The organism is Ruegeria sp. CG11, from assembly GCF_056537245.1.
Genome location: NZ_JBQFRE010000004.1, coordinates 102,344 through 123,850 on the forward strand (window position 1 = coordinate 102,344; position 21,507 = coordinate 123,850).

Consider the following 21,507-nt stretch of genomic DNA (forward strand, 5'->3'; position numbering starts at 1 on the left):
CGCGCCTTAGTGCGCCTCGGCCCAATTTGCCCCCTGCCCGGCATCCACGCTCAGCTTTACATCCAGCTTCACGGCGGGGTCGGACGCGCCTTCCATGACGTCTCGCGCCACGTCGATCACCTGATCCACCGCGTCTTCGGCCACTTCGAACAGCAATTCGTCATGCACCTGAAGCAGCATCCTGGCGGGCAACCCGTTGATGGCATCCGGCATCCGTACCATCGCACGCCGGATCACATCCGCCGCCGTGCCCTGGATCGGCGCGTTGATTGCCGCCCGGCGCGAGAAGCCCGCATGCGGCCCCTTGGCGTTGATCTCGGGCGTGTGGATTTTGCGCCCGAACAGGGTCTGCACATAGCCATTCTCTTTGGCAAACGCGACCGTGTCGTCCATATAGCGGCGAATACCCGGGAAGCGTTCGAAATAGCGGTCGATAAAGCCCTGCGCCTCGGCCCGCGGGATGCGCAGATTGCGCGCCAGACCAAAGCCTGAGATGCCATAGATCACGCCGAAGTTGATCGCCTTGGCCTGACGGCGGATATCCGGCGTCATCTCGTCCAGCGGCACATCGAACATCTCGGACGCCGTCATGGCGTGAATGTCCAATCCATCCGCAAAGGCCTGTTTCAGGGCGGGGATATCGGCGATATGTGCCAGAATGCGCAACTCGATCTGGCTATAGTCGAGGCTCACCATCACATTGCCCGGCTCGGCAATGAACGCCTCACGAATACGCCGCCCTTCTTCGGTCCGCACCGGGATGTTCTGCAGGTTCGGATCGGTCGAGGCCAGACGCCCCGTGTTCGCCCCGGTTATCGAGTAGGACGTATGCACCCGCCCCGTATCCGGGTTGATATGGGTCTGCAACGCATCCGTATAGGTTGATTTCAGTTTGGACAGCTGCCGCCAGTCCAGCACCCGGCGCGGCAATTCATGCTCGGTTGCTAGGTCTTCCAGAATATCGGCCCCGGTCGAATACTTCCCGGTCTTGCCCTTCTTGCCGCCCTCAAGCCCCATCTTGTCGAACAGGATTTCACCCAGTTGCGCGGGCGAGCCGACGTTGAAATTTTCTCCGGCCAGTTCGTGGATTTCAGCCTCTAACCCGGCCATTTTTTGGGCAAACGCGTTCGACATGCGGCTCAGCACATCGCGGTCGACCTTGATGCCGTGCATCTCCATCTCGGCCAGAACCGGCACCAGCGGGCGTTCCAGCGTTTCATACACCGTCGTCACCTGCACTTGATGCAGTTGCGGCTTGAACAATTTCCACAGGCGCAGGGTGATGTCCGCATCCTCGGCGGCATAGGCCGTGGCTTCATCAATCGGCACCTTGTCGAAGGTGATCGCGGATTTGCCCGAGCCCAGCAGTGGTTTGATCGGGATCGGCGTGTGGCTCAGATAGCGTTCGGACAGCGTGTCCATGCCATGCCCGTGCTCACCGCCATGCATCGCGTAAGACATCAGCATCGTGTCGTCGATCGGGGCCACGTCGACGCCGTATCGCTTAAAGATCTTGGCATCGTATTTCATGTTCTGCCCGATTTTGAGGATCGACGGGTCCTCAAGCATCGGTTTCAAAAGGGTTAGAGCCTCATCCAGCGGCATCTGCCCTTCGGCCAAAGCATCCGAGCCAAAGAGATCATCCGCAGCCCCATCGCGGTGTGTCAGCGGGATGTAGCAGGCCTCACCGGCTTCCACACACAAGGAAATGCCAACCAGATCGGCGATCATTTCGTTCAGCCCGGTGGTTTCGGTGTCCACCGCGACCCAGCCGCGTTCATAGGCCTGATCGATCCATTTCTGCAGCACGCCCGCATCGCGAACGCATTCGTATTTCGACGCATCGAAGGGCAGCGCCTCAGCTTCTTCGACCTCGGCAACCGACGCGGGCGCGTCAGCAATCACCGGAGCCTCGGCCCCCAGCTTGTCGGCTATGCGCTTGGTGAGGGTGCGGAACTCCATATCCGCCAGAAAACCCAAGAGGGTGTCGGGATCAGGGTCCTTCACCTCCAGATCGTCCAGGGTGAAATCCAGCGGTGTCTGCTCATCCAACTGCACCAGCTTCTTCGACAGCTCGATCTGCTCGCGCTTTTCGATCAGGGTCTGGCGGCGCTTGGGCTGTTTGATCTCTTCCGCGCGATCCAGCAGCGTTTCCAGATCGCCATATTCGTTGATCAGCAGGGCGGCGGTTTTCACACCAATCCCCGGAGCCCCCGGCACGTTGTCCACCGAATCCCCGGCCAGGGCCTGCACATCGACCACTCGTTCCGGCCCCACGCCGAATTTCTCGAACACACCATCCCGGTCGATGCGCTTGTTCTTCATCGCATCCAGCATTTCAACACCGCCGCCGACCAGCTGCATCAGGTCCTTGTCGGAGCTTACGATGGTCACGCGCCCCCCGGCCTCACGCGCCTGAACGGCCAGCGTGGCGATGATGTCGTCGGCCTCGTAACCCTCAAGCTCTTTGCAGGCGATGTTGAAGGCGCGCGTCGCCTCGCGGGTCAGGGGCATTTGCGGGCGCAGATCCTCGGGCATCGCCTCGCGGTTGGCCTTGTAGAGATCATAGAGGTCATTGCGGAACGTGTGCGAGCCCTTGTCGAAAATCACCGCCACATGGGTCGGCGCATCCGGCCCGGCGTTTCCTTCGACATATTTCTGCAGCATGTTGCAGAATCCCGAAACCGCCCCGATCGGCAGCCCGTCCGACTTGCGCGTCAGCGGCGGCAGCGCATGATAGGCCCTGAAAATAAAGGCCGATCCGTCGATCAGATGCAGGTGACACCCTTTTCCGAAATTCGTGTTTGACATGTGGTGCTCCGGCATTGTGGTCAGGGAACATCTAAGGGATATCGCAAGAATAGACGAGCCCGTTGGTGCGGTTAATCACGTATGGATTGCACCCAAGCCCATTGAATTACGATTTTCAGGAAAACCCAAATACTCTGCGGTCTTTGTGCCAAACCAACCCGACACGTTTTGCCAAGTCCTCAAACCGGATTGTCAGCGACCGGTCGTTCAGATAGCGCGACCAACTGCGCAGAGGTACAAGGTTACGTTCACCGTATCCGTCAATCAGGAAGAAGTCGGGTTTTCCCCCGCGCCTTCCGTAGACGATATTGCTGGCGTTTAGGTCACGCGCAACAATCTGCAGGCGGTACATCTTGGCAACGAATTGGTTTAGTTGGTCCAGCATCGCGCCTGATAACTCTTTCTGTCTGCATATCTTGTGCAGACGTTTGGCCAACCCGTTATCGTCACCTGATATCTTTTCTACAACAATTCCCATTCCACGGTCTGTTTGCACAATCCCGAGCATTCTGGGCAACGGAGAGCTTTTGATGTCCGCGCCCAGTTTCATGGCGACCTTCAATTCGCACTCTATCTCTTTCAGAGTATTGCGGTATCTTGCATCGGGGAAAACGCGCCAGGAAAGACGCTTTGCCAACTTGTGCCGCGTGTTCCTTGCTTGTGAATTCATGATCTTGATCAGCAAACCCGACCGCCCGGGAAAGGCGTAAACCTCACGAAGCGTACCACCGGTCAACGGGGCAAGATCAGACAGCGTAATAACGTCAGCAAAAAGGAAAGTTTCCGCGCTTACTTCCATTTTTTCATATGTTGGTCGCTGAAATTCTGAAAAATGAGGGCTGTTTCAGCCATTAGGCCCGGCTGTGTTCAATTGATATTTGCAATCGCAATACGGGCACTCGACCCAACCGGTATCTTCAGGGATTTGCAGCCAGACGCGCGGGTGGCCCAATGCGCCTTCGCCGCCATCACAGGCAACACGGGCGGTTTCGACGATCTTGGTTTCCGGCGCTTCTATTGTCACGGCTTGCGATCCTTCTTCGGTTGTCGGCCTCGCGGGCATGTAATAGGTGCGTTTATGAGCGATGAGCAAACCGGGGGCAAGGGTCACATGCGTGATGCGGCAATCAGGATCGAGGGGCTGCGCAAGACCTATCTGGGCGGCAAGGGTCAGCCTGAGAAACACGCGCTGAAAGGCATTGACCTGACGGTTCCGCGCGGGTCTGTCTTTGGCCTGCTGGGGCCGAACGGGGCCGGAAAATCGACGCTGATCAATATTCTGGCCGGGCTGGTGGTAAAATCCGCGGGCAAGGTGTCGATCTGGGGCTTCGACCAGGACCAGAACCCGCGCCAGTCGCGCGCCGCTATCGGTGTTATGCCGCAAGAGCTGAATCTGGACCCGTTCTTTACCCCGCGTGGCGCGTTGGAGGTTCAGGCAGGCCTCTATGGCGTGCCCAAGGCACAGCGCCGCAGCGATGAGATTCTGGAACTGGTCGGTCTCAGCGACAAGGCCGAGGCCTATGCCCGCACCCTGTCCGGCGGCATGCGGCGGCGTCTGCTGCTGGCCAAGGCGCTGGTACATCACCCCAAGATTCTGGTTCTGGACGAACCCACCGCGGGCGTGGATATCGAGCTGCGCCAGATGCTCTGGACCAATGTGCGCAAGCTGAACGAACAGGGCATGACCATCATCCTGACCACCCATTACCTGGAAGAAGCGCAGGAGATGTGTGACGAGATCGCCATCATCAATCACGGCGAAAAGATCGCACAGGACAGCACCGCCAATCTGCTGGGCCGCATGGATAGCCGCACCATGGTGATCGCCCCGGACAGCCCGGTCACCAATCTGCCCGTGACCGAGGGCGTCGAGGCCAACCTGCGCGACGATGGCAGCCTGGTGCTGCAATACCGCAGCGCCCAGACCAGCGCCGAACAGGTACTGGAATCCGTCCGCGCCGCAAACATCCGCATCCGCGACGTCCGCACCGAAGAGGCTGACCTGGAGGATGTGTTCCTTGCGCTCACGTCCTCTCGTGCGGATGAACCTGCCGAGGATCAGGACCAACCGCGTCGGGGCATGCATCGGATCAAGCTTTAGGCCCGGTCGATCCGCGCCTGATAGCAATTGTTCCGGGCCGAGCGGATATGGATATAGGCCACATCCGGCCGTGCAAAAATATCGCTGACCTTTGCGTCGATCTGATCCGTTGGTGTGATAGCTCCGGTGCCGTAGACGATCCGGTCATCCTGCCCATAGCCCTTGATCAGATAGTCCGGGGACGTGGTCAAAATCTCGGGCATCTCAGCGCCGTGATACCGCTCGCATGGTTTGGCACACAGGAAGATCGGGCCGGTTTCTGCATAGGGATGTGGCTCTAAAAAAGGTCGATGCGCCAAAATCAGCATGTCCTGCCCCTCGGGGATGTTCTGCAAGCAATGACGACAGGGATTGCCTGCGCCGGTGGAAACAGCACGCTCTGGCGCGGCGCCATAAGCATCCGGGTGACCACCCTGAAGGGCGCGCACTTCGTCGGTTGGCAATGCGGTGATCTTGAACATATCGAGCCTCCTTTTTCGCCGACCATGCCCATCCGGCAAACCCCAAGCGACCCGTTTCCTGCGCAAAGGACTCGGAAAAAGAACAAAACGTGAATATAATATGGAATCGCCATGTATGCCGAACTGTCGATCACGTCGAATTTCACCTTTCTCACCGGGGCCTCGCACCCCGAGGAGTATATGGAGCGTGCCGTCACCCTGGGCCTGCCCGCCATCGCAATTGCCGATGACAACTCGGTTGCCGGGATCGTGCGCGCCCATACCCAAGGGCGCGAGATCGCCCGCAAGGTGCGTGAGCGGCTGGAGTGGGAAGCGCAGAACACCTCCATCGGCCCGCCCTGCCCCGATCATATCCCGAAACCGCCCTCGTACCCCATCCACGCGGTGCCACGCCTGATCCCGGCGGCACGGCTGATTTTCACCGACGCGCCCACCGTCACCGCCCTGCCCCTGAACCGGCAGGGCTGGGCCAATCTGTGCCGTATCCTGTCCAAAGGCCGCCTGCGCGCCGAGAAAGGCGACTGCATCCTGCACCTGTCCGACCTGTTGGAGTTTTCCGACGGCCTCCACCTGCTGCTCTGGCCACAGACGACCCGGCCCACTGGCGGCGCGGACGCATGGCGGACACAGGCGCACCAACTGACGCGCCGCTTTGACGGGCGGATGCATCTGTTGATGCATCCCCGGTATGATGGTGCAGATAGCACATATTTCTCTTTATTAGAGATTGAATCTAAGCAACTTGGCATCCCTACCCTTGCCAGTGCGACACCGATGATGCACCACGGCACGCGTCGCAAACTGGGTGATGTGCTGACCGCCATCCGCCTGCGCCGCAAGGTAGACGAGTTGGGCCGAAACGCATTGGCCAATGGCGAACAACGTCTGCGGTCCGAAACCGAGATGCTGCGCATCTTCAAAGGTCACGAAGGGGCCGTTGCCCGCGCCCATGAACTCAGTGAACAACTCACATTCTCGCTCGACGAACTGCGCTATGAATATCCCAGCGAAGGCAGCGAGCAGGAAACTCCGAGCCAACGCCTGCATCGTCTGGCGCATGAGGGGTTGAAGTGGCGCTATCCGGCGGGTGCGTCGGAAAAGGCGCAAAACATGCTGGCGCATGAACTCACCCTGATCGGCAAACTGAAATACGAACCTTACTTCCTGACCGTCCGCGACATCGTTCATTTCGCCCGATCGCGCGGCATCCTGTGCCAGGGGCGCGGCTCGGCGGCCAACTCTGTCGTCTGTTTCTGCCTCGGCATCACCGAGGTCAGCCCCGAAATGGGCACGATGGTTTTTGAGCGCTTCGTGTCCGAGGCGCGCGATGAACCACCCGATATCGATGTCGACTTCGAACATGAACGCCGCGAGGAGGTGATCCAGCACATCTATGACCGCTATGGCCGGGAACGCGCGGGCCTCTGCGCCACGGTCGTCCATTATCGCGGCAAACGCGCCATCCGTGAGGTCGGGCGCGCCATGGGCCTGACCGAAGACACCATCTCGGCTTTGTCCTCTCAGCTCTGGGGCTTCTTTTCAGCCGCGGGTCTTGAGGCCGAACGGATGCGTGAAATCGGCCTCGACCCCGAGGATCGCCGTCTGAAACAGACTCTAACATTGGTATATGAGATCGACGGCTTCCCCCGCCACCTGTCCCAGCACGTAGGCGGCTTCATCATCACCGAGGGGCGTTTGGACGAACTGGTTCCTATCGAAAACGCCACCATGGAGGACCGCACGGTCATCTGCTGGGACAAGGACGACATCGACAGCCTGGGCATCCTTAAGGTCGATGTGCTCAGCCTGGGGATGCTCACCTGCATCCGCAAGGCGTTCGACCTGATCGGCCAGCACCACCAGACCAGCTACACCCTCGCCACCCTGCCGCCCGAGGACCCGGTGGTCTATGACATGCTGTGCAAGGCGGACAGTATTGGCGTGTTTCAGGTGGAATCACGTGCACAGATGAACTTTCTGCCCCGGATGCGGCCGCGCAATTTCTACGATCTGGTGATCGAGGTCGCCATCATCCGCCCCGGCCCCATTCAGGGCGACATGGTCCATCCCTATATCCGCCGCCGCAACGGAGAGGAGGAGGTCAGCTTCCCCTCGGACGAATTGGGTGAGGTGCTGGGCAAAACGCTGGGCGTGCCGCTGTTTCAGGAACAGGCCATGCAGATCGCCATTGTTGGCGCGGGCTTCACCCCGGAACAGGCCGACCGGCTGCGCCGTTCGCTGGCAACCTTCAAGAAACATGGGTCCGTCAGCGAATTCCGCGCGCTGTTCCTGCGCGGCATGAAGCGCAACGGCTATGAGGATGATTTTGCCGAGCGATGTTTCTCACAAATCGAAGGTTTTGGCTCATACGGCTTCCCCGAAAGCCACGCGGCCAGCTTTGCGCTGCTGGTCTATGCCTCGGCCTGGATCAAGTGCCACCACCCGGGGATTTTTGCCTGCGCGCTGCTGAACTCGCAGCCGATGGGGTTCTATGCACCCGCCCAGATCGTGCGCGATGCCCGCGAACACGGCGTGCAAGTGCGCCCGGTCTGCATCAATGCCAGCTTCTGGGACAATGTGATGGAACCCGACGGTCATGGTGGGCTGGCCCTGCGGCTGGGGTTCCGCCAGATCAAGGGCCTCAGCGAGGAAGATGCCAGCTGGCTGACCGCCGCGCGCGGCAATGGCTACCATCAGGTCGACGATGTCTGGCGTCGCGCCGGGTTGGGCCCGTCGGTGATCGAACGGCTGGCCGAGGCCGATGCTTTCGCCGCCTGCGACCTGACCCGGCGCGAGGCGCTGTGGCAGGCCAAGGCGATTGCGACCGCGAAACCGCTGCCGCTGTTCTCGCAGGATCTGGAGGGCGAGGCACTGGATGAACCCGAAGCCTATCTGCCGCAGATGACCTTGGGCGAGCAGGTGGTCGAGGATTACGTGGCCACCCGCCTTAGCCTGAAGGCGCATCCGGTGGCCTTGATACGGCACCTGCTAACGCCGGAGCCGCGCGACAAAACCACCCCTGTCGGGTGACGATCAAACCGAGTATTGCCCCAAAACAGAGTCGAAACCCGGGACCTTCATGACCAGACCAATCCTACCGCCGCGCTTTCCGGCCACACCAGACCAGATCAACGCACAGGTCCGCGCCTTTTACGCCCGCGTGCGCGAGGACGCCGTGCTGGGACCGGTCTTCAACAAACATGTCCACGACTGGCCCGCGCATGAAGAAAAGATCGCCGCTTTCTGGCACAACGCTATCCTGTTCGAGCGCAGCTATGACGGCAATCCGCAGCGGGTCCATATCGAACGGCCCGACGTGAAACCCGAGTTCTTCACCCACTGGCTGGATCTGTTCGAAGAGGTCGCCACCCAGACCCTGCCCCCGGAAACAGCCACCCCGTGGGTCGCGCTGGCCCGACGCATCGGGGTGGGCATGAAGGCTGGCGTTCAATCCGCACGCCAACCCAAGGACGCCCCGCCGATCCTGCGATGACCTTGGATCATAGCAGCCAAGTGATGTTAGCGGTAAAATAGGGGCTATGCGCTCTGTCAAATTCGGTTTACTCAGAGGCAAGACAGCCCCTCTGCGCTGCGACGGCATAGCGCCACCACACCGACATCACCCGAGGCCGATCCATGAGCACTCAGAACACCACCCTCCGGGGCCTTGGCTATGCGTTTGCGGGTTTTGCCGTCTTTGCCAGCCATGACGCGCTGATCAAAGTGCTGGGCGGCACCTATTCGGTGATGCAGATCATCTTTTTCGCCACGCTGTTTTCCTTTGTGCCAATGGCAGTGACGATCCTGACCGACCGGACAACCGGAAATTTCCTGCCGCATCACCCGTGGCTGGTGCTGCTGCGCTCGGCCCTGATGGTCACGTCCATGGTCTGCGCCTTCTACGCCTTCTCGGTGCTGCCGCTGGCCGAGGTCTATTCGCTGTTGTTTGCCTTCCCCCTGTTCGTCACCGTCCTGTCGATCCCGATCTTGGGAGAGATCGTCCGCGCCAAACGCTGGGCCGCTGTTGGCGTTGGCCTGATCGGCGTTCTGATCGTCCTGCGCCCCGGAGCCACAGACATCACTCTGGGCCACCTCGCCGCCCTGACTGCCGCGTTTTGCAGCGCGTTAGGGTCTGTTTTGGTACGCAAGATCGGGAATGAAGAACGCTCGGCCGTGCTGATCCTCTATCCGATGCTTCTGGCCATCGTTGTGATGAGCCTTTTGCAACCGGCTGTCTATCAACCGCCTTCGTTGCTGCATCTGGCAATGATGGCGCTGGTCGGCGTGTTCTCGGTGATCGCGCAACACCTGATCATCCTTGCCTACCGCGCTGCCCCCGCCGGGGTCGTTGCACCTAGCCAGTACAGCCAAATCATCTGGGCCACACTATTTGGTATAATCTTCTTTGGCGAACAACCCGATGGCTGGGTCGCCGTTGGGGCCAGCATCATCATCGCATCGGGCGTGTTCGTCGTCTGGCGCGAAAGCCGGGCCAACACGTCGTCGACCAACACCCCGGTTCTGCGGGTGCGGTCACCGCGGTCTGATACTGGGGCATCGCGGCCCGGGAAATAAGAAGCGGCGCGCCAAACAGCGCGCCGTTCTCAAAACCCATAGCTAAGAGCTTTAGTAAACCACAACCGAGCGGATGCTCTCGCCCTTATGCATCAGGTCGAAGCCGTGGTTGATGTCATCCAGCCCCATGGTGTGCGTGATCATCGGGTCGATCTCGATCTTCCCTTCCATGTACCAGTCTACGATCTTGGGCACGTCGGTCCGGCCACGGGCGCCACCAAAGGCCGTGCCGCGCCACGAACGGCCGGTGACCAGTTGGAACGGACGAGTCGAGATTTCGGCGCCAGCGGGTGCCACACCGATGATGATCGACTCACCCCAACCTTTATGCGCCGCTTCCAGAGCGGTGCGCATAACGCCAACATTGCCGGTGGCGTCGAAAGTATAGTCCGCGCCACCCTTGGTCAGGTTGACCAGATACGGCACCAGATCGCCTTCAACCTCGGTCGGGTTCACGAAATCGGTCATGCCGAATTTCGTGGCCATTTCCACCTTGGCGGGGTTCAGATCAACGCCGACGATCTGGTCAGCTCCGGCCAGACGCAGGCCCTGGATCACGTTTAGGCCAATACCACCCAGACCGAACACGATGGCACGGCTGCCGATTTCCACTTTGGCGGTGTTGATGACTGCGCCGATCCCAGTGGTCACGCCGCAACCGATATAGCAGATCTTGTCGAACGGCGCGTCCTCACGCACCTTGGCCAGCGCGATTTCCGGCAGAACCGTGTGGTTGGCGAAGGTCGAACAGCCCATGTAGTGCAGGATTGGCGTGCCATCCAACATCGAAAAGCGCGAGGTGCCGTCGGGCATCAGACCCTTGCCCTGCGTCTCACGGATCGCCTGACACAGGTTGGTTTTCGGGTTCAGGCAGTATTCGCATTCACGGCATTCGGGGGTGTAGAGCGGGATCACGTGGTCGCCCGGTTTCAGGCTGGTGACACCCGGGCCGACCTCGACCACGACGCCTGCGCCTTCGTGCCCCAGAATGGCCGGAAACAGGCCTTCGGGGTCGGCACCCGACAGGGTGAATTCATCGGTGTGGCAGATGCCGGTGGCCTTGATTTCCACCAGAACCTCGCCCGCCTTGGGGCCTTCAAGGTTCACATCCATCACTTCCAAAGGTTTGCCGGCCTGAACGGCGACGGCGGCACGGGTACGCATGGTGCTTGTCTCCCAGTCAAATTTGCCCCGACCCTGCGTCAATTGCAGGGTGTTTTCAACTGTCGTTTCGTGACAGATTGGCTAATGACTTGATATTGCAGAAACGACATTGCCGGAAAGAGGAACGCCAATGCGCCGTTTTATCCCGATCCTGATCCTGCTGGCCGCCTGCGCCCAAACCCCGCCCGCGCCCGAAGACGCCCGCCTTGCGCCCGAGGCGGCCCCGGTCGATCTGGCCTTTTGCGAGGGCGACGCCTTTGCCAATTCCGTTGGTCAGCCGGTCGAAACCATTCAGGCTGCGCTGCCCGAACGCGCGCGCGTGCTGGGGCCGGACGGTTTGGCCACGCAGGATTACCGCATCGACCGGCTGAACGTGTTTGTTGACGAGGGTGGGATCATTCAGCGCCTGACCTGCGGGTAAGCGTGGACTCAGGGCATGATTCTACGGTAAGAACAAAATGGGAACATTTTGATGTCTGCCGATGCCCAAACGCCGAATACTCTCACTGTGGTTCCCCCGTCTGGGGGCTGAACGGCTGGTCCGCACTGCGCGGGGCCTGCAGGACGGGCCTTTGGCCGTGGTGGCTGAACAGTCGAACATGCAGGTCATCACCTCGCTGAATGCCGAAGCCCATGCCGCCGGTCTGCGCGTGGGTCAGCCGGTGCGTGACGCCCATACCATGTGTGCGGCGCTGGTAACACGCCCCCGCAACGCCCCGGCAGAGGCTGCATTCCTCACCGCTTTGCGCCGCTGGGCGGGCAAGTTCAGCCCATGGGTGGCCGAGGAATCGCCGGACGGGCTGATCGTCGACCTGTCGGGCTGCGCGCATCTGTTTGGCGGGGAAGAGGCGTTGCTGAGCGTGCTTGAGACCGACTGCGCCGATATGGGCCTGAGCGTGCAGATGGGCATCGCCGACACGCTGGGTGCAGCCTGGGCACTGGCGCGCTATGCGGGGCAAGAGGCCACATCGGATCGCAACGGCGACGCCATCAGCCAAGAGGCCCGCGCCACCCGCGCCCGGGCGGGCAAACGGCGGCACTGGACCAAGGGCGGGACCGCGCCGCAGGTGATGGCCTTGGGCGGCGGCGCCCGCATTGCCGCGCCGGGGCAATCCTATGGCGCGCTCAGCCCCCTGCCCATCGCAGCGCTGCGGCTCGAAGATCAGGTGGTCGCGCAGCTGAACCGGTTGGGCCTGCGCCGGATTGGCGACCTGCTGGGGCAACCGCGCGCCTCGCTGGCACGGCGGTTCGGACGCGGGCTGGTGCTGCGGCTGGATCAGGCGATGGGCAGCGCGCCCGAGCCGGTCTCGCCCGCCCGCCCGCCGCATCACTTTGCGGTGCGGATGACCCTGCCCAACCCCATCGGTCTGACCGAAGACGTGATGGCCGCCATCGACCGGGTGCTGCCGACGCTCTGCGCCAAGCTGGAAGAGAAAGGCCGCGGGGTGCGTACCCTGCGGCTTGAGGCGCATCGCGCCGATCAGGCGGCCGAGATCATCGAGGTCGGATTGGCCCGCCCGACCCATGACAAACACCGTATTCGCCCCTTGTTAGAGATGAAAATCGATAAGATCGATGCGGGCTATGGCATCGACATGCTGCGGCTTGAGGCGATCCAGACCGAGCCCATCCACGCCCGCACGGTGGCAGGCCATGCCGAAGCCCGCCGCGTGGCCCGTGAGCGGCTGGAGGGCAACACCGCCGTCGATGATCTGATCGGCAAGCTGGGCGCACGGGTAGGGCTTGAGGCGATCACCCGGCGCCACCCGGCGGCCTCGCATATCCCCGAGAAAACCGCGCAGACGCTGGCCGCCGCATGGTCCGAACCGGCACGCGACTGGCCTGCGCCTCCGCGCCCGCGCCCGCTGCAGATGTGGCAGCCCGAGCCGGTCATGGCCCCGGAAACCCCGGATGTGCCCAGCGCCTTTCGCTGGCGGGGCCGCGATTGGCAACTGGCGCAGGCCACCGGCCCCGAACGCATCGCACCGGAATGGTGGCTGGACGACCCCAACTGGCGCAGCGGCGTACGCGATTACTGGGTGGTGGTAACCGAACAGGGGGAGCGGTTGTGGCTGTTCTACGGCCATGGCGGCACCCTGTCGGCGGGCTGGTTCTGTCAGGGGCAGTTTGGATAGAAGCCCTTATTAGGATCTATTTTCCGCGATACACCAACCAATCCGGCAGGTAATCCAGCAGCCTGATCACCCAGGAAAACGGCGCCGGAAAATCGGTACGGAAGCGACGGCGCGACATTGCTTTGACCACCCGTTCCGCCGCATCCTCGGGCGTCATCAGCATCGGCATTTTAAAGTTGTTTTTCTCGGTCAGTCGGGTCTTGATGAAGCCCGGATTGACGATCCGCACCGTCACCCCGGTACCAGCCAGATCGAACCGCATGGTTTCTGCCAGAGAAATCAGCGCCGCCTTGCTGGACGCATATCCCACCGCAGCCGGCAACCCGCGATAGCCGGATAGGGACCCGATCAGCGTGATATCCCCCCGGCCCGCGCGCACAAACCGCGGCACCGTCTCTCCCAGTACCCGCAGCGCGCCGGTGTAGTTCACGTCGGTCATCGCCAGCACCGCCTCGGTCTCCCAATCACCCGAGCGCATTGGCTCATAGGCCCCGGCGTTATAGATCAGCCCATCCACCTCTCCGGCCTCGACCGCGGCACGGCGCACCGAGTCCAGATCAGTCACGTCGCAGGGAACGGCCTGTGCATTGGGCAGCGCGACGCAGATCTGGGCCAGGCGGTCGGCATTGCGGGCAGACAGGATCAGATGCGCCCCCTGACGGCTGAGCGCCTCGGCCAGTGCCCGGCCCAGCCCTTCGCTGGCACCGACAATCCAATAGGTTTTTCCGTCAAAACTGCTCATGCGCCCATTCCAGTTGCGTCTGATCTGTTACGGACGGGGAAAGGGGCCGGATCACTTCACCAGACTTCACGACATAGTGCGTTCGAGAAAATCTTCTAACCCGATTGATCCACCTACGACCATCCTGCGTATCCTCTTGTAAACTGTCGCACAAAGAGGATGGCATGTTCGACGAAACTCGGGGCGCACGCAAGAAAATCGCAGTTGTAGGGGCAGGTATCGCTGGTCTGTCAGCTGCTTACTATCTTTCCCAAAACAACGACGTGACCGTGTTCGAGGCGGAACCCCGACTGGGCGGCCATGCGCGCACGGTGATGGCCGGCAAGAACGGAGATCAGTCCGTCGATACCGGGTTCATCGTGTTCAACTATGCCACCTACCCTTATCTGACACGCCTCTTTGATGAGTTGAACGTGCCGGTCATGAAATCCGAGATGAGCTTTGGCGCCACCATCGATGACGGACGCATCGAATACGGGCTGAACAACCTGCGCACGCTGACGGCGCAGAAACGCAACCTCGCCCGCCCGGCCTATTACAAGATGATCGCCGACATCCTGCGGTTCAGCAAAGAGGCCCCCGAAGCCGCGCGGGATGATGAGACCACAATCGGCGAGTTGGTCGACCAGCTGCGTTTGGGCTATTGGTTCCGCCACAACTACCTGATGCCGATGTGCGGTGCGATCTGGTCCACCCCTGTTGAGTTCGTGGATAAGTTTCCGGCGCGTTCGCTGGTGCAGTTCTTCAAAAACCATGCCCTGCTGGCCAGCGGCCGCGCCAAACAACATCAGTGGTACACGGTTAAAGGCGGCAGCATCGAATATGTCCGCCGCATCGACGCTGCCCTGCGCGCGCGCGGGAGTGAAATCCGGCTGGCCTCTCCTGTAGACCACATCCAGCGCGATGAAACCGGCGTGACGGTGCGCAGCCAGGGGCAGGCCGATCTGTTTGATGAGATCATCCTCGCCACCCATTCTGATCAGTCGCTGGCCATTCTGGGTGAGACCGCAACGAGCGCTGAAAAAGCTGCATTAGGGTCTATTCGATATCAACCCAACACCGCCATCCTGCATTGTGATCCGCGCCAGATGCCGCGCAGGCGAGCCTGCTGGTCCAGTTGGACTTATCGCTCTCAAGCCGGGAATGTGGGTGTCACCTATTGGATGAACCGGTTGCAGAACATTCCGGACAGCGATCCGCTGTTCGTGACGCTGAACGCGTCATCAGAAATTCCCGCGGACAAAATCTATGATCAGGTCGAGTTCGCCCATCCGGTGTTCGACAAAGCGGCCCTGAAAGCACAAGGGCAAATCCGCGAGATGCAGGGACAGAACCGAACCTGGTTTGCCGGTGCGTATAACCGGCATGGTTTTCATGAAGACGGGATTGCCAGCGCGATGCATGTTGTCGAGCGCATGAACGGCACCCCGCACACGAACGGATCTGACAATGGCATTCCTGAAAAACAGCCGGTCCTCCCTGCCCCGGCCGAGTTTTAACACCCTGCGCCCCGCGCTGCTGTCCCTCTGCCTGCTGGTCCCCGGCGGGCTGGCAGCATCGTCCGGCCTGACGGAACTGGACGACCCGCAACTGCGCGGCACCGCAACCTTTCGCTATCTCGGGCTGCCTCTGTATGACGCGCAGCTGTTTACTCCGGGTGGCGCGGCTTTCAGCTGGAAACAGGATTTCGGGCTGCAACTGCAATATCGCCGCAACGTGAGCCAAAAGGCGTTGATCAACTCGACCCTGGACGAGATGGCGCGCATTGGCCGCGCCGCGCCTGTACGCGACCAACTTCAGACCTGCTTCAAGGCGGTCAACAAGGGGGATCGCTATCTGGCGGTGTCCGAGGGGCCGAACAAGGTTTCCTTCTGGCTGAACGGACGCAAGACCTGCACGATGTCGTATCCCGGCATCAAACGCAGCTTCATGTCTGTATTCCTGGGTGAAAACACCCGCTCTGCCGCCTTCACGCAGAGATTGCGCGGGCAGTGATGCTGTATCCGAGGGTCAGTCTCTATGCGTTGATGCTGGCTGCGGCGGGTATCCCGCTGTATATCCACCTGCCGCGCTTTGCCGCCGTCAATCTGGGCATCGGGTTGGGGGTGATTGGCACCGTTCTGCTTGTGATCCGCATCGTCGATCTGGTGCAGGACCCGCTGATCGGATGGGCCATTGACCGCTGGCCGGGGGCGCAGATGCTGTTTGCCGCTGCGGCTGCAATTGGCTTGGCGGTTGGGTTTCCCTTGCTTTTTGGCCTACCTGAAGGAGCAAATACTGCCGTATTAGTATCTGTTTTGGTATTATTGTTCTCGGCCTACAGCCTTGGCACCATCCTGCTCTATGGCCGTAGCGCGACTCTTGCCAAACAAGCTGACGCGAAAGAGCTGATGACGCTGGCGGCCTGGCGCGAGGGCGGGCAACTGACCGGGGTTATCCTTGCCGCCAGCGCCCCCGCTCTGTTCGTGGCCTTCGGGGCCAGCGGGCAAGGCTACCCCGCCTTTGGGGTGTTTCTGGGTCTTTTGGCCATTCTCACCCTGATCCTGACCGTTCCGATGTGGCGTCGCATCCCGATCACCGGCCAGGGGTTGTCTTTCTCCCGGCTGGGTCAGGCAGGAGCCTTGCGCCTGCTGTTTCTGGCGCTGGTCAACAGCCTGCCGGTGGCGATCACCTCAACCCTGTTTCTGTTCTTTGTCGAAGACCGCCTGCAATTGCCCGGAAAAGCCGGACCGCTGTTGATCCTGTTCTTCCTCAGCGCCGGGGCCAGCGTGCCGCTCTGGGCCAAGCTCAGCAACCGGATTGGCCCGAAACAGACTCTGATGATCGCGATGCCGCTGTCTATTGCAGGATTTATCGGCGCGGCCACTTTGTCGGCCGGCAACCTGACTGGATTCGCAGTGATCTGCCTGACCTCCGGTGCGGCACTGGGGGCGGACATGGTGGTACTGCCTGCCATGTTCTCAGTCGTGCTGACACGTGCCGGGCTGAATGCCTCAGCCGCTTTCGGCATCTGGTCCTTTGCGGGCAAGTTGGGCTTGGCGTTCGCGGCCTTTTTCACTCTGCCGCTGTTGGAACGCAGCGGATTCACTCCGGGGCAAGCTAACTCGGCCGAGGCGTTGCGCACACTCAACCTCGCCTATGCCGTACTGCCCTGCATCCTGAAACTCGGCGCGTTCGGGCTGGTCCTGACGCTGCCTACCGAGGTCTCAGCCAAATGACAGCCATCGCCATCCTTCTGCTCGCCATCCTTGTCCTGATCATCGCCCAGCGCCGGTTCCTGAGTTTCCGGTCGCAGGCGCCAACGGACTACACAGACACCGGACCTGCGTTCAAAATGAAAGAGAATCTGAACGGAGAGATCCTGTCCGAAGGCCTGATCTATGGGCCCAATGGCAAGATGTCGAACAGCTTTACCGCCCGTATGGTGGGCAAATGGGATGGTAACACCGGGACGCTGGCCGAATTTTTCACCTATTCAAACGGCAAGCAGATGACCCGTAAATGGTATCTGACGCTGGGCACCGGCAACACGTTTACCGCCACGGCAGACGATATCGTGGGTGAAGGTCACGGCATCATTTCCGGTTCAACCGTCAAGCTGACCTACCGGATCATCCTGCCCAAAGACGCGGGCGGGCACACTCTGGACGTCACTGACTGGATGTATCTGACTGAAAGTGGCGTGATCATGAATCGGTCTGAGATGCGCAAATTCGGCCTCAAGGTCGCCGAACTGGTCGCCACCATGCGCCCGGCGCCCGAGACGAAACCAACCCACATCAGCGGCTCCAACGGCTATGACGCCACCGCTGAGACAAGGACATTGCAATGACCGCGCGCCGCTATCTGATCGCAGCACTCGCCCTTATCGGGCTGGCCGCGCTGGCGGCCTGTTCGGCCAAGCCGCGTGTCCCCAAGACCTTCCTGTCCGACCGGCAACTGAACCTTGAGGAGTTCTTTGAGGGCAAAACCGTCGCCTATGGTCAGTTTCAGGATGTGTTGGGCAACGTGCCCCGCCGCTTTACGGTCGAGATCGACGGCACATGGGATGGCGAAACCCTGACGCTGGTCGAGGATTTCGTCTATGACGACGGTGCCACCGAACAACGCATCTGGACCCTGACCAAAACCGGCGAGGACAGTTGGACCGGCACCGCGCCGGGCGTGTTGGGCACCGCCAGCGGGATCGAGCGCGGGGACACGTTCAACTGGAAATACAAGATCGACCTGCCCGTGAAAGACGGCACCATGCGGGTGAATTTCGATGACTGGATGTGGTTGCTGAGCGACGACCGGCTGCTGAACCGTGCCTATGTCTCGCGCTATGGCGTACGGTTGGGCGAGGTCATTCTGTTTTTCGAGAAACTGTAAGTCACCGGCTGTTCAGTTGTAATAGGTGAAAGTCAGCGATCGGCTGACCCCGCCTGGTGGTATCGGGAAAGGAACGGCCGCTTGAACCTGTGCCTTGGCCGCCCGTTCAAGATCCGGTGAGCCATTGGTGTCCACGACATCGACAAAGGCCAAGGTTCCGTCCGGGTTGATCCTGAAAAACACCACTGCGAAGCCCCGCGCCGCCGTGTAGACGATCGGTGCACGGTTCAGATGCACCAGAACCTTCCCGGCATAGTTGGTTCGATCCGAATTTCCGGGACCCCGCCCGCCCGAGCGTGTGCCGCTGTTGCCCGAGGTGAACAAATCCCTGCCTTGGCGCTGATAGGTGGTCAGGGGCGACTCGACCTCTTGCGTTGGGTATTGCAGGTCACTGAAATCCCGTGCCCCGCGCAACGTGGCCGGAGGCTCTGGCTGCGCACGCCGGTCCGGCAGGCGTGGCCGGATCGATGAGGTCAGCGGCTGTTCCGGTTCCTCACTGTTTTCTTCTGCGTCAGGCACAGGCTCAGCCGGGGTGGCGGGGATATCGGCCTCGATCGTCTCACTTTCAGAGGGCACGACCGGGGCAACTGACGGCACCGGATTTACCGATGGCTCGGGCAATGCGGCAATCTGCTCGGCCTCGGTGGGCTCGGGTGCGGCTGGGGTCTCCTCTACCGGTTCCGTGGCCTCGGGACTGCCTTTTGGCGCTTCGGCAAACTCGGCCGCCTCGGCGGGCGGGGTCTCCTCGATCTCATCGCTGGCGGATTTGTCGCCATCCGTGTTGTCCCGCGTTTCGGGGGCCTCGGCCTCCACGGGCTCGGGCGCGACCGGTTGCAGGATTTCGGACGTGCCAGTGTCAGGGGAAAAGGTTTTCTGCGGATCGTCCGAGGCCACATGCACTTCGCTGGTTGGAATCTCGGCCGGTTCCGGAGCGGGTTCCGGGGGCTCTTCCACAGGGGGTTCCGGCGCCTCGGGCGGTTCGGGTTCCACCGGTTCGGCGACCGTGTCCACAAGATCCTCGAAACTGTTGCTCAGCTCAACCGAGTCCCAACGGCCTGCTGCATCCGGCTGCTGTACCAGTCTGGGTGCGGTCAGGCCCAGCCCCATCAGGTGCAGCAACAGAGACAGCAGCGCGGCAAGGGCCGCGATAACGATCGAGCCCCGGATCATTCCAGCGCCTTTTCGGTCACGACAAAGACGGAATCCGCCCCCAGGCGGCGCAATTCACCTGTGACCTCGATCAGCCGCACGCCCGAGGCTTCGCGATCCGGCACAATCCGCACCGCCCCGGGTTCGCGACCATCCATATAGGTTTCCGGTTCTATAAGCGCACCGCGAAAGCTGAGCGTGCCGTCCCGGTGCAGCACCAGCGCGTCCGGCGGCTCGCGCCCCTCTAGTTCGGAGGTGTCGACCAGATTCAGATCAGGGTCCAGCGGCGTGGCCACGGTGCCCGCGATCAGAAAGAAGATCAGCATCAGGAACACGACGTTGATCAACGCAATGGTCGAGTCGCGTTTGCGGCGGGGGCGGCTATGGCGGATCATTCCAGCACCAGCACGCTCAGGCCCTCACGCCCGCGCAGCAGGACCAGCAAATCCACCAGTCGCTGCGCCGTTGTGTTCGGATCAAGGCTGACCAGTACCTGCCCGGTGGTCACTTGTGTCGTCAATTCGTCCAACGTGACAGGCGTACCGTTCAACACCAGCCCGTCTTCGCTCAACTGGACAAAGGCGCGGTCTTGTGGCGCGTCCGTCGATGCGCCCCCCGTCGTAGCGTTGCTCAGCTCAATCTCGCCGTACTTCGAAAAGGTCGAAGTCAGCATGAAGAACAGCAACAGCAAGAAAATCACGTCGATGAGCGGTGTCATCGCCATGGGTCGCCTGACAAAGGGGGCAGGGTTACGCATGTCCGGGCGTGGCCGCCATAGGTTGCGCATCCTCGGCCAGTGGAACGGCTTGCCCCGGCACCAGCACCGTGCGCAGGGCCTTGTCGGCAAACACCCGTTCGCGCGCGGTGCGGCTCTCGAACCACGACAATACCATCGAGGTCGGCATCGCCACTGCCAGACCCACAGCTGTGGTCACTAGGGCCACCCAGATACCTCCCGCCAGCAGCGACGGATCAACCGAAGAGCCAGCGGATTGCAGGCTGCGAAACGCCTCGATCATGCCCAAAACGGTGCCGAACAGACCCAGAAGGGGTGCGAGCTGCGCCACCGTGTCCAGCAGGCGGAAACCGCGTTCCAGACCGGCCAGCGCCAGCCCGGCCTCGGCATCCAGTCTCTTGTCCAAACCCGGTGCATCCGGTGCGTCCATCGCGACCCCGACTAGCGGCGCTAGGTAACTGTGGCTTTTGGCCAGACGCGCGCGGGCGGTCTGTTTGTCGCCCGCGTCCCAGGCCTCCAATGCTTGCGACAACACCCGGTGCCGTCCAACGCCCGAAGCCGCGAACTGCCAGAGCTTGTACAGCGTCACCGCCAGCGTCACCACGGACATGGCGATCAGGATGGCGACCACCGGCCCGCCAAGGGCCAGGATTTCACGCAGGGCGTCAAGAAAACTCATCCCAAAAGCTCCACTTCTGTTCGGCTGTTCAAGGTTGGTGTCTGGTCGCAGATATCGCTTTCAGCGCCGCCGACGGTGCAGCTGCTGACACCATTGATCAGAACACGTCCGATGTTTTCGCAGGTGGTGCCCCGGATATCAAACTGACGCACCCGAGGGCGTTCTGCCGGCAGGTCCCGAAATCCGAAAAGCGTGATCCGTTCGAATACACCTGCGGCATCGAAAATCACCACCTGATAACTGGCACTGTCGATCGAGGTTGAGGTTTGATTTTCAACCAGAAAGGTCAGGCGGCAAGCGCCTTCGACCTCTTCCACCGCATTCAGTTCGACCATCAGGCCCGGCGCATCTTGCGGGGTTTCGGCCAGAGCTGCAAAGGGCAGCGCACAAAGGGTGGCGGCAAGGGCCGGACGGCGAAACTTCATAGATGCGCTCCCGATTGTTCAACGCAGGCAGGGTTTTGGCGGTACCACTCCCGTCATATCCAAGACCGTTGGGGCGCGAAAGGCTTGCCGACACCATTGTGATAAAGGGCGATTTACAGCCTGTTCAACCCTGCCGTTTAGTGAACTCCGGTGCAGGT

22 protein-coding genes are annotated in these 21,507 nt (G+C 61.2%); 11 read left to right on the forward strand and 11 right to left on the reverse strand.

Annotated features, from left to right (window positions below):
- Window positions 1–6: 6 nt before the first annotated feature.
- The 3 genes from polA to ACR0KW_RS11820 all read right to left on the reverse strand — a co-directional run bounded on the left by polA (window position 7) and on the right by ACR0KW_RS11820 (window position 3,835).
- Window positions 7–2,811, reverse strand: a complete 2,805-nt coding sequence (gene polA, locus ACR0KW_RS11810) for a DNA polymerase I (protein ID WP_480805164.1) — start codon at window positions 2,809–2,811, stop codon at window positions 7–9.
- 115 nt (window positions 2,812–2,926) lie between these two features.
- Window positions 2,927–3,610 (reverse strand): YrbL family protein, encoded by a 684-nt coding sequence (locus ACR0KW_RS11815; RefSeq protein WP_480805165.1) that lies wholly within the window; start codon window positions 3,608–3,610, stop codon window positions 2,927–2,929.
- Window positions 3,611–3,655: 45 nt separating this feature from the next.
- Complete coding sequence (locus ACR0KW_RS11820; protein WP_480805166.1) at window positions 3,656–3,835, reverse strand: zinc-finger domain-containing protein; 180 nt, start codon at window positions 3,833–3,835, stop codon at window positions 3,656–3,658.
- Between the two features lie 87 nt (window positions 3,836–3,922).
- Between ACR0KW_RS11820 and ACR0KW_RS11825 the strand changes: the two genes are divergently transcribed.
- Window positions 3,923–4,912, forward strand: a complete 990-nt coding sequence (locus ACR0KW_RS11825; protein ID WP_480805360.1) for an ABC transporter ATP-binding protein — start codon at window positions 3,923–3,925, stop codon at window positions 4,910–4,912.
- Here ACR0KW_RS11825 and ACR0KW_RS11830 read toward each other — a convergent pair.
- Window positions 4,909–5,373, reverse strand: a complete 465-nt coding sequence (locus ACR0KW_RS11830; protein WP_480805167.1) for a DUF1203 domain-containing protein — start codon at window positions 5,371–5,373, stop codon at window positions 4,909–4,911. The two genes, ACR0KW_RS11825 and ACR0KW_RS11830, sit on opposite strands and share 4 nt — an antisense overlap.
- Window positions 5,374–5,484: 111 nt before the next feature.
- Here ACR0KW_RS11830 and ACR0KW_RS11835 point away from each other — a divergent pair, with 111 nt between their 5' ends.
- From ACR0KW_RS11835 to ACR0KW_RS11845, 3 genes are all read left to right on the forward strand, one after another.
- Window positions 5,485–8,403 (forward strand): error-prone DNA polymerase, encoded by a 2,919-nt coding sequence (locus ACR0KW_RS11835; protein WP_480805168.1) that lies wholly within the window; start codon window positions 5,485–5,487, stop codon window positions 8,401–8,403.
- A gap of 49 nt (window positions 8,404–8,452) precedes the next feature.
- Window positions 8,453–8,866 (forward strand): group III truncated hemoglobin, encoded by a 414-nt coding sequence (locus tag ACR0KW_RS11840; protein WP_480805169.1) that lies wholly within the window; start codon window positions 8,453–8,455, stop codon window positions 8,864–8,866.
- Window positions 8,867–9,009: 143 nt separating this feature from the next.
- The gene (locus ACR0KW_RS11845) at window positions 9,010–9,948 is read left to right on the forward strand and encodes a DMT family transporter (protein WP_480805170.1); all 939 of its coding nucleotides are present in this window, start codon (window positions 9,010–9,012) and stop codon (window positions 9,946–9,948) included.
- A 51-nt stretch (window positions 9,949–9,999) separates the two neighbouring features.
- Here ACR0KW_RS11845 and ACR0KW_RS11850 read toward each other — a convergent pair whose 3' ends face one another.
- Window positions 10,000–11,112: an S-(hydroxymethyl)glutathione dehydrogenase/class III alcohol dehydrogenase gene (locus ACR0KW_RS11850; RefSeq protein ID WP_170326272.1), complete on the reverse strand. Its 1,113-nt coding sequence runs from the start codon at window positions 11,110–11,112 to the stop codon at window positions 10,000–10,002.
- Between the two features lie 130 nt (window positions 11,113–11,242).
- Here ACR0KW_RS11850 and ACR0KW_RS11855 point away from each other — a divergent pair, with 130 nt between their 5' ends.
- Window positions 11,243–11,533 (forward strand): I78 family peptidase inhibitor, encoded by a 291-nt coding sequence (locus ACR0KW_RS11855; protein WP_480805171.1) that lies wholly within the window; start codon window positions 11,243–11,245, stop codon window positions 11,531–11,533.
- A 61-nt stretch (window positions 11,534–11,594) separates the two neighbouring features.
- Window positions 11,595–13,247, forward strand: a complete 1,653-nt coding sequence (locus ACR0KW_RS11860; protein ID WP_480805172.1) for a DUF6504 family protein — start codon at window positions 11,595–11,597, stop codon at window positions 13,245–13,247.
- Window positions 13,248–13,263: 16 nt separating this feature from the next.
- On the opposite strand, the gene ACR0KW_RS11865 is transcribed toward ACR0KW_RS11860, so the two are convergent.
- Window positions 13,264–13,989, reverse strand: coding sequence for an SDR family NAD(P)-dependent oxidoreductase (locus tag ACR0KW_RS11865; RefSeq protein WP_480805173.1), 726 nt, complete (start codon window positions 13,987–13,989; stop codon window positions 13,264–13,266).
- A 164-nt stretch (window positions 13,990–14,153) separates the two neighbouring features.
- On the opposite strand from ACR0KW_RS11865, the gene ACR0KW_RS11870 reads away from it, so the two are divergent.
- Genes ACR0KW_RS11870 through ACR0KW_RS11890 form a run of 5 tightly spaced genes read left to right on the forward strand, consistent with a single transcriptional unit; the run spans window position 14,154 to window position 18,360 of the window.
- Window positions 14,154–15,488: an NAD(P)/FAD-dependent oxidoreductase gene (locus ACR0KW_RS11870; RefSeq protein WP_480805174.1), complete on the forward strand. Its 1,335-nt coding sequence runs from the start codon at window positions 14,154–14,156 to the stop codon at window positions 15,486–15,488.
- A complete protein-coding gene (locus ACR0KW_RS11875) occupies window positions 15,439–15,984 on the forward strand; it encodes a hypothetical protein (RefSeq protein ID WP_480805175.1) in 546 nt (181 codons plus the stop codon). Before ACR0KW_RS11870 ends, ACR0KW_RS11875 begins: the two co-directional genes overlap by 50 nt.
- Window positions 15,984–17,207: an MFS transporter gene (locus ACR0KW_RS11880; protein ID WP_480805176.1), complete on the forward strand. Its 1,224-nt coding sequence runs from the start codon at window positions 15,984–15,986 to the stop codon at window positions 17,205–17,207. Before ACR0KW_RS11875 ends, ACR0KW_RS11880 begins: the two co-directional genes overlap by 1 nt.
- Window positions 17,204–17,821, forward strand: a complete 618-nt coding sequence (locus ACR0KW_RS11885; RefSeq protein WP_480805177.1) for a DUF3833 domain-containing protein — start codon at window positions 17,204–17,206, stop codon at window positions 17,819–17,821. The genes ACR0KW_RS11880 and ACR0KW_RS11885 overlap by 4 nt, the downstream gene beginning before the upstream one ends.
- On the forward strand, window positions 17,818–18,360 hold the full coding sequence (locus ACR0KW_RS11890) for a DUF3833 domain-containing protein (protein WP_480805178.1): 543 nt from the start codon (window positions 17,818–17,820) through the stop codon (window positions 18,358–18,360). Before ACR0KW_RS11885 ends, ACR0KW_RS11890 begins: the two co-directional genes overlap by 4 nt.
- Before the next feature lie 12 nt (window positions 18,361–18,372).
- Here ACR0KW_RS11890 and ACR0KW_RS11895 read toward each other — a convergent pair whose 3' ends face one another.
- Genes ACR0KW_RS11895 through ACR0KW_RS11915 form a run of 5 tightly spaced genes read right to left on the reverse strand, consistent with a single transcriptional unit; the run spans window position 18,373 to window position 21,349 of the window.
- Window positions 18,373–19,530, reverse strand: coding sequence for a TonB family protein (locus ACR0KW_RS11895; protein ID WP_480805179.1), 1,158 nt, complete (start codon window positions 19,528–19,530; stop codon window positions 18,373–18,375).
- Window positions 19,527–19,904 (reverse strand): ExbD/TolR family protein, encoded by a 378-nt coding sequence (locus ACR0KW_RS11900; RefSeq protein ID WP_480805180.1) that lies wholly within the window; start codon window positions 19,902–19,904, stop codon window positions 19,527–19,529. Before ACR0KW_RS11900 ends, ACR0KW_RS11895 begins: the two co-directional genes overlap by 4 nt.
- Window positions 19,901–20,227 (reverse strand): ExbD/TolR family protein, encoded by a 327-nt coding sequence (locus ACR0KW_RS11905; RefSeq protein ID WP_480805181.1) that lies wholly within the window; start codon window positions 20,225–20,227, stop codon window positions 19,901–19,903. Before ACR0KW_RS11905 ends, ACR0KW_RS11900 begins: the two co-directional genes overlap by 4 nt.
- Window positions 20,228–20,258: 31 nt before the next feature.
- Window positions 20,259–20,924 (reverse strand): MotA/TolQ/ExbB proton channel family protein, encoded by a 666-nt coding sequence (locus tag ACR0KW_RS11910; protein WP_480805182.1) that lies wholly within the window; start codon window positions 20,922–20,924, stop codon window positions 20,259–20,261.
- Window positions 20,921–21,349 (reverse strand): hypothetical protein, encoded by a 429-nt coding sequence (locus ACR0KW_RS11915; RefSeq protein ID WP_480805183.1) that lies wholly within the window; start codon window positions 21,347–21,349, stop codon window positions 20,921–20,923. Before ACR0KW_RS11915 ends, ACR0KW_RS11910 begins: the two co-directional genes overlap by 4 nt.
- Between the last annotated feature and the right edge of the window lie 158 nt (window positions 21,350–21,507).

What these genes read in the sequence shown, in the direction of transcription:
- ACR0KW_RS11860 (WP_480805172.1), top strand. Translation starts at nt 11,595, where the DNA reads ATGCCCAAACGCCGAATACTCTCACTGTGGTTCCCCCGTCTGGGGGCT.
- ACR0KW_RS11825 (WP_480805360.1), top strand. Translation starts at nt 3,923, where the DNA reads ATGCGTGATGCGGCAATCAGGATCGAGGGGCTGCGCAAGACCTATCTG.
- ACR0KW_RS11900 (WP_480805180.1), bottom strand. Translation starts at nt 19,904, where the DNA reads ATGATCCGCCATAGCCGCCCCCGCCGCAAACGCGACTCGACCATTGCG.
- polA (WP_480805164.1), bottom strand. Translation starts at nt 2,811, where the DNA reads ATGTCAAACACGAATTTCGGAAAAGGGTGTCACCTGCATCTGATCGAC.
- ACR0KW_RS11915 (WP_480805183.1), bottom strand. Translation starts at nt 21,349, where the DNA reads ATGAAGTTTCGCCGTCCGGCCCTTGCCGCCACCCTTTGTGCGCTGCCC.
- ACR0KW_RS11835 (WP_480805168.1), top strand. Translation starts at nt 5,485, where the DNA reads ATGTATGCCGAACTGTCGATCACGTCGAATTTCACCTTTCTCACCGGG.
- ACR0KW_RS11910 (WP_480805182.1), bottom strand. Translation starts at nt 20,924, where the DNA reads ATGAGTTTTCTTGACGCCCTGCGTGAAATCCTGGCCCTTGGCGGGCCG.
- ACR0KW_RS11850 (WP_170326272.1), bottom strand. Translation starts at nt 11,112, where the DNA reads ATGCGTACCCGTGCCGCCGTCGCCGTTCAGGCCGGCAAACCTTTGGAA.
- ACR0KW_RS11855 (WP_480805171.1), top strand. Translation starts at nt 11,243, where the DNA reads ATGCGCCGTTTTATCCCGATCCTGATCCTGCTGGCCGCCTGCGCCCAA.
- ACR0KW_RS11905 (WP_480805181.1), bottom strand. Translation starts at nt 20,227, where the DNA reads ATGACACCGCTCATCGACGTGATTTTCTTGCTGTTGCTGTTCTTCATG.
- ACR0KW_RS11875 (WP_480805175.1), top strand. Translation starts at nt 15,439, where the DNA reads ATGGCATTCCTGAAAAACAGCCGGTCCTCCCTGCCCCGGCCGAGTTTT.
- ACR0KW_RS11815 (WP_480805165.1), bottom strand. Translation starts at nt 3,610, where the DNA reads ATGGAAGTAAGCGCGGAAACTTTCCTTTTTGCTGACGTTATTACGCTG.
- ACR0KW_RS11840 (WP_480805169.1), top strand. Translation starts at nt 8,453, where the DNA reads ATGACCAGACCAATCCTACCGCCGCGCTTTCCGGCCACACCAGACCAG.
- ACR0KW_RS11830 (WP_480805167.1), bottom strand. Translation starts at nt 5,373, where the DNA reads ATGTTCAAGATCACCGCATTGCCAACCGACGAAGTGCGCGCCCTTCAG.
- ACR0KW_RS11865 (WP_480805173.1), bottom strand. Translation starts at nt 13,989, where the DNA reads ATGAGCAGTTTTGACGGAAAAACCTATTGGATTGTCGGTGCCAGCGAA.
- ACR0KW_RS11845 (WP_480805170.1), top strand. Translation starts at nt 9,010, where the DNA reads ATGAGCACTCAGAACACCACCCTCCGGGGCCTTGGCTATGCGTTTGCG.
- ACR0KW_RS11885 (WP_480805177.1), top strand. Translation starts at nt 17,204, where the DNA reads ATGACAGCCATCGCCATCCTTCTGCTCGCCATCCTTGTCCTGATCATC.
- ACR0KW_RS11890 (WP_480805178.1), top strand. Translation starts at nt 17,818, where the DNA reads ATGACCGCGCGCCGCTATCTGATCGCAGCACTCGCCCTTATCGGGCTG.
- ACR0KW_RS11895 (WP_480805179.1), bottom strand. Translation starts at nt 19,530, where the DNA reads ATGATCCGGGGCTCGATCGTTATCGCGGCCCTTGCCGCGCTGCTGTCT.
- ACR0KW_RS11870 (WP_480805174.1), top strand. Translation starts at nt 14,154, where the DNA reads ATGTTCGACGAAACTCGGGGCGCACGCAAGAAAATCGCAGTTGTAGGG.
- ACR0KW_RS11880 (WP_480805176.1), top strand. Translation starts at nt 15,984, where the DNA reads ATGCTGTATCCGAGGGTCAGTCTCTATGCGTTGATGCTGGCTGCGGCG.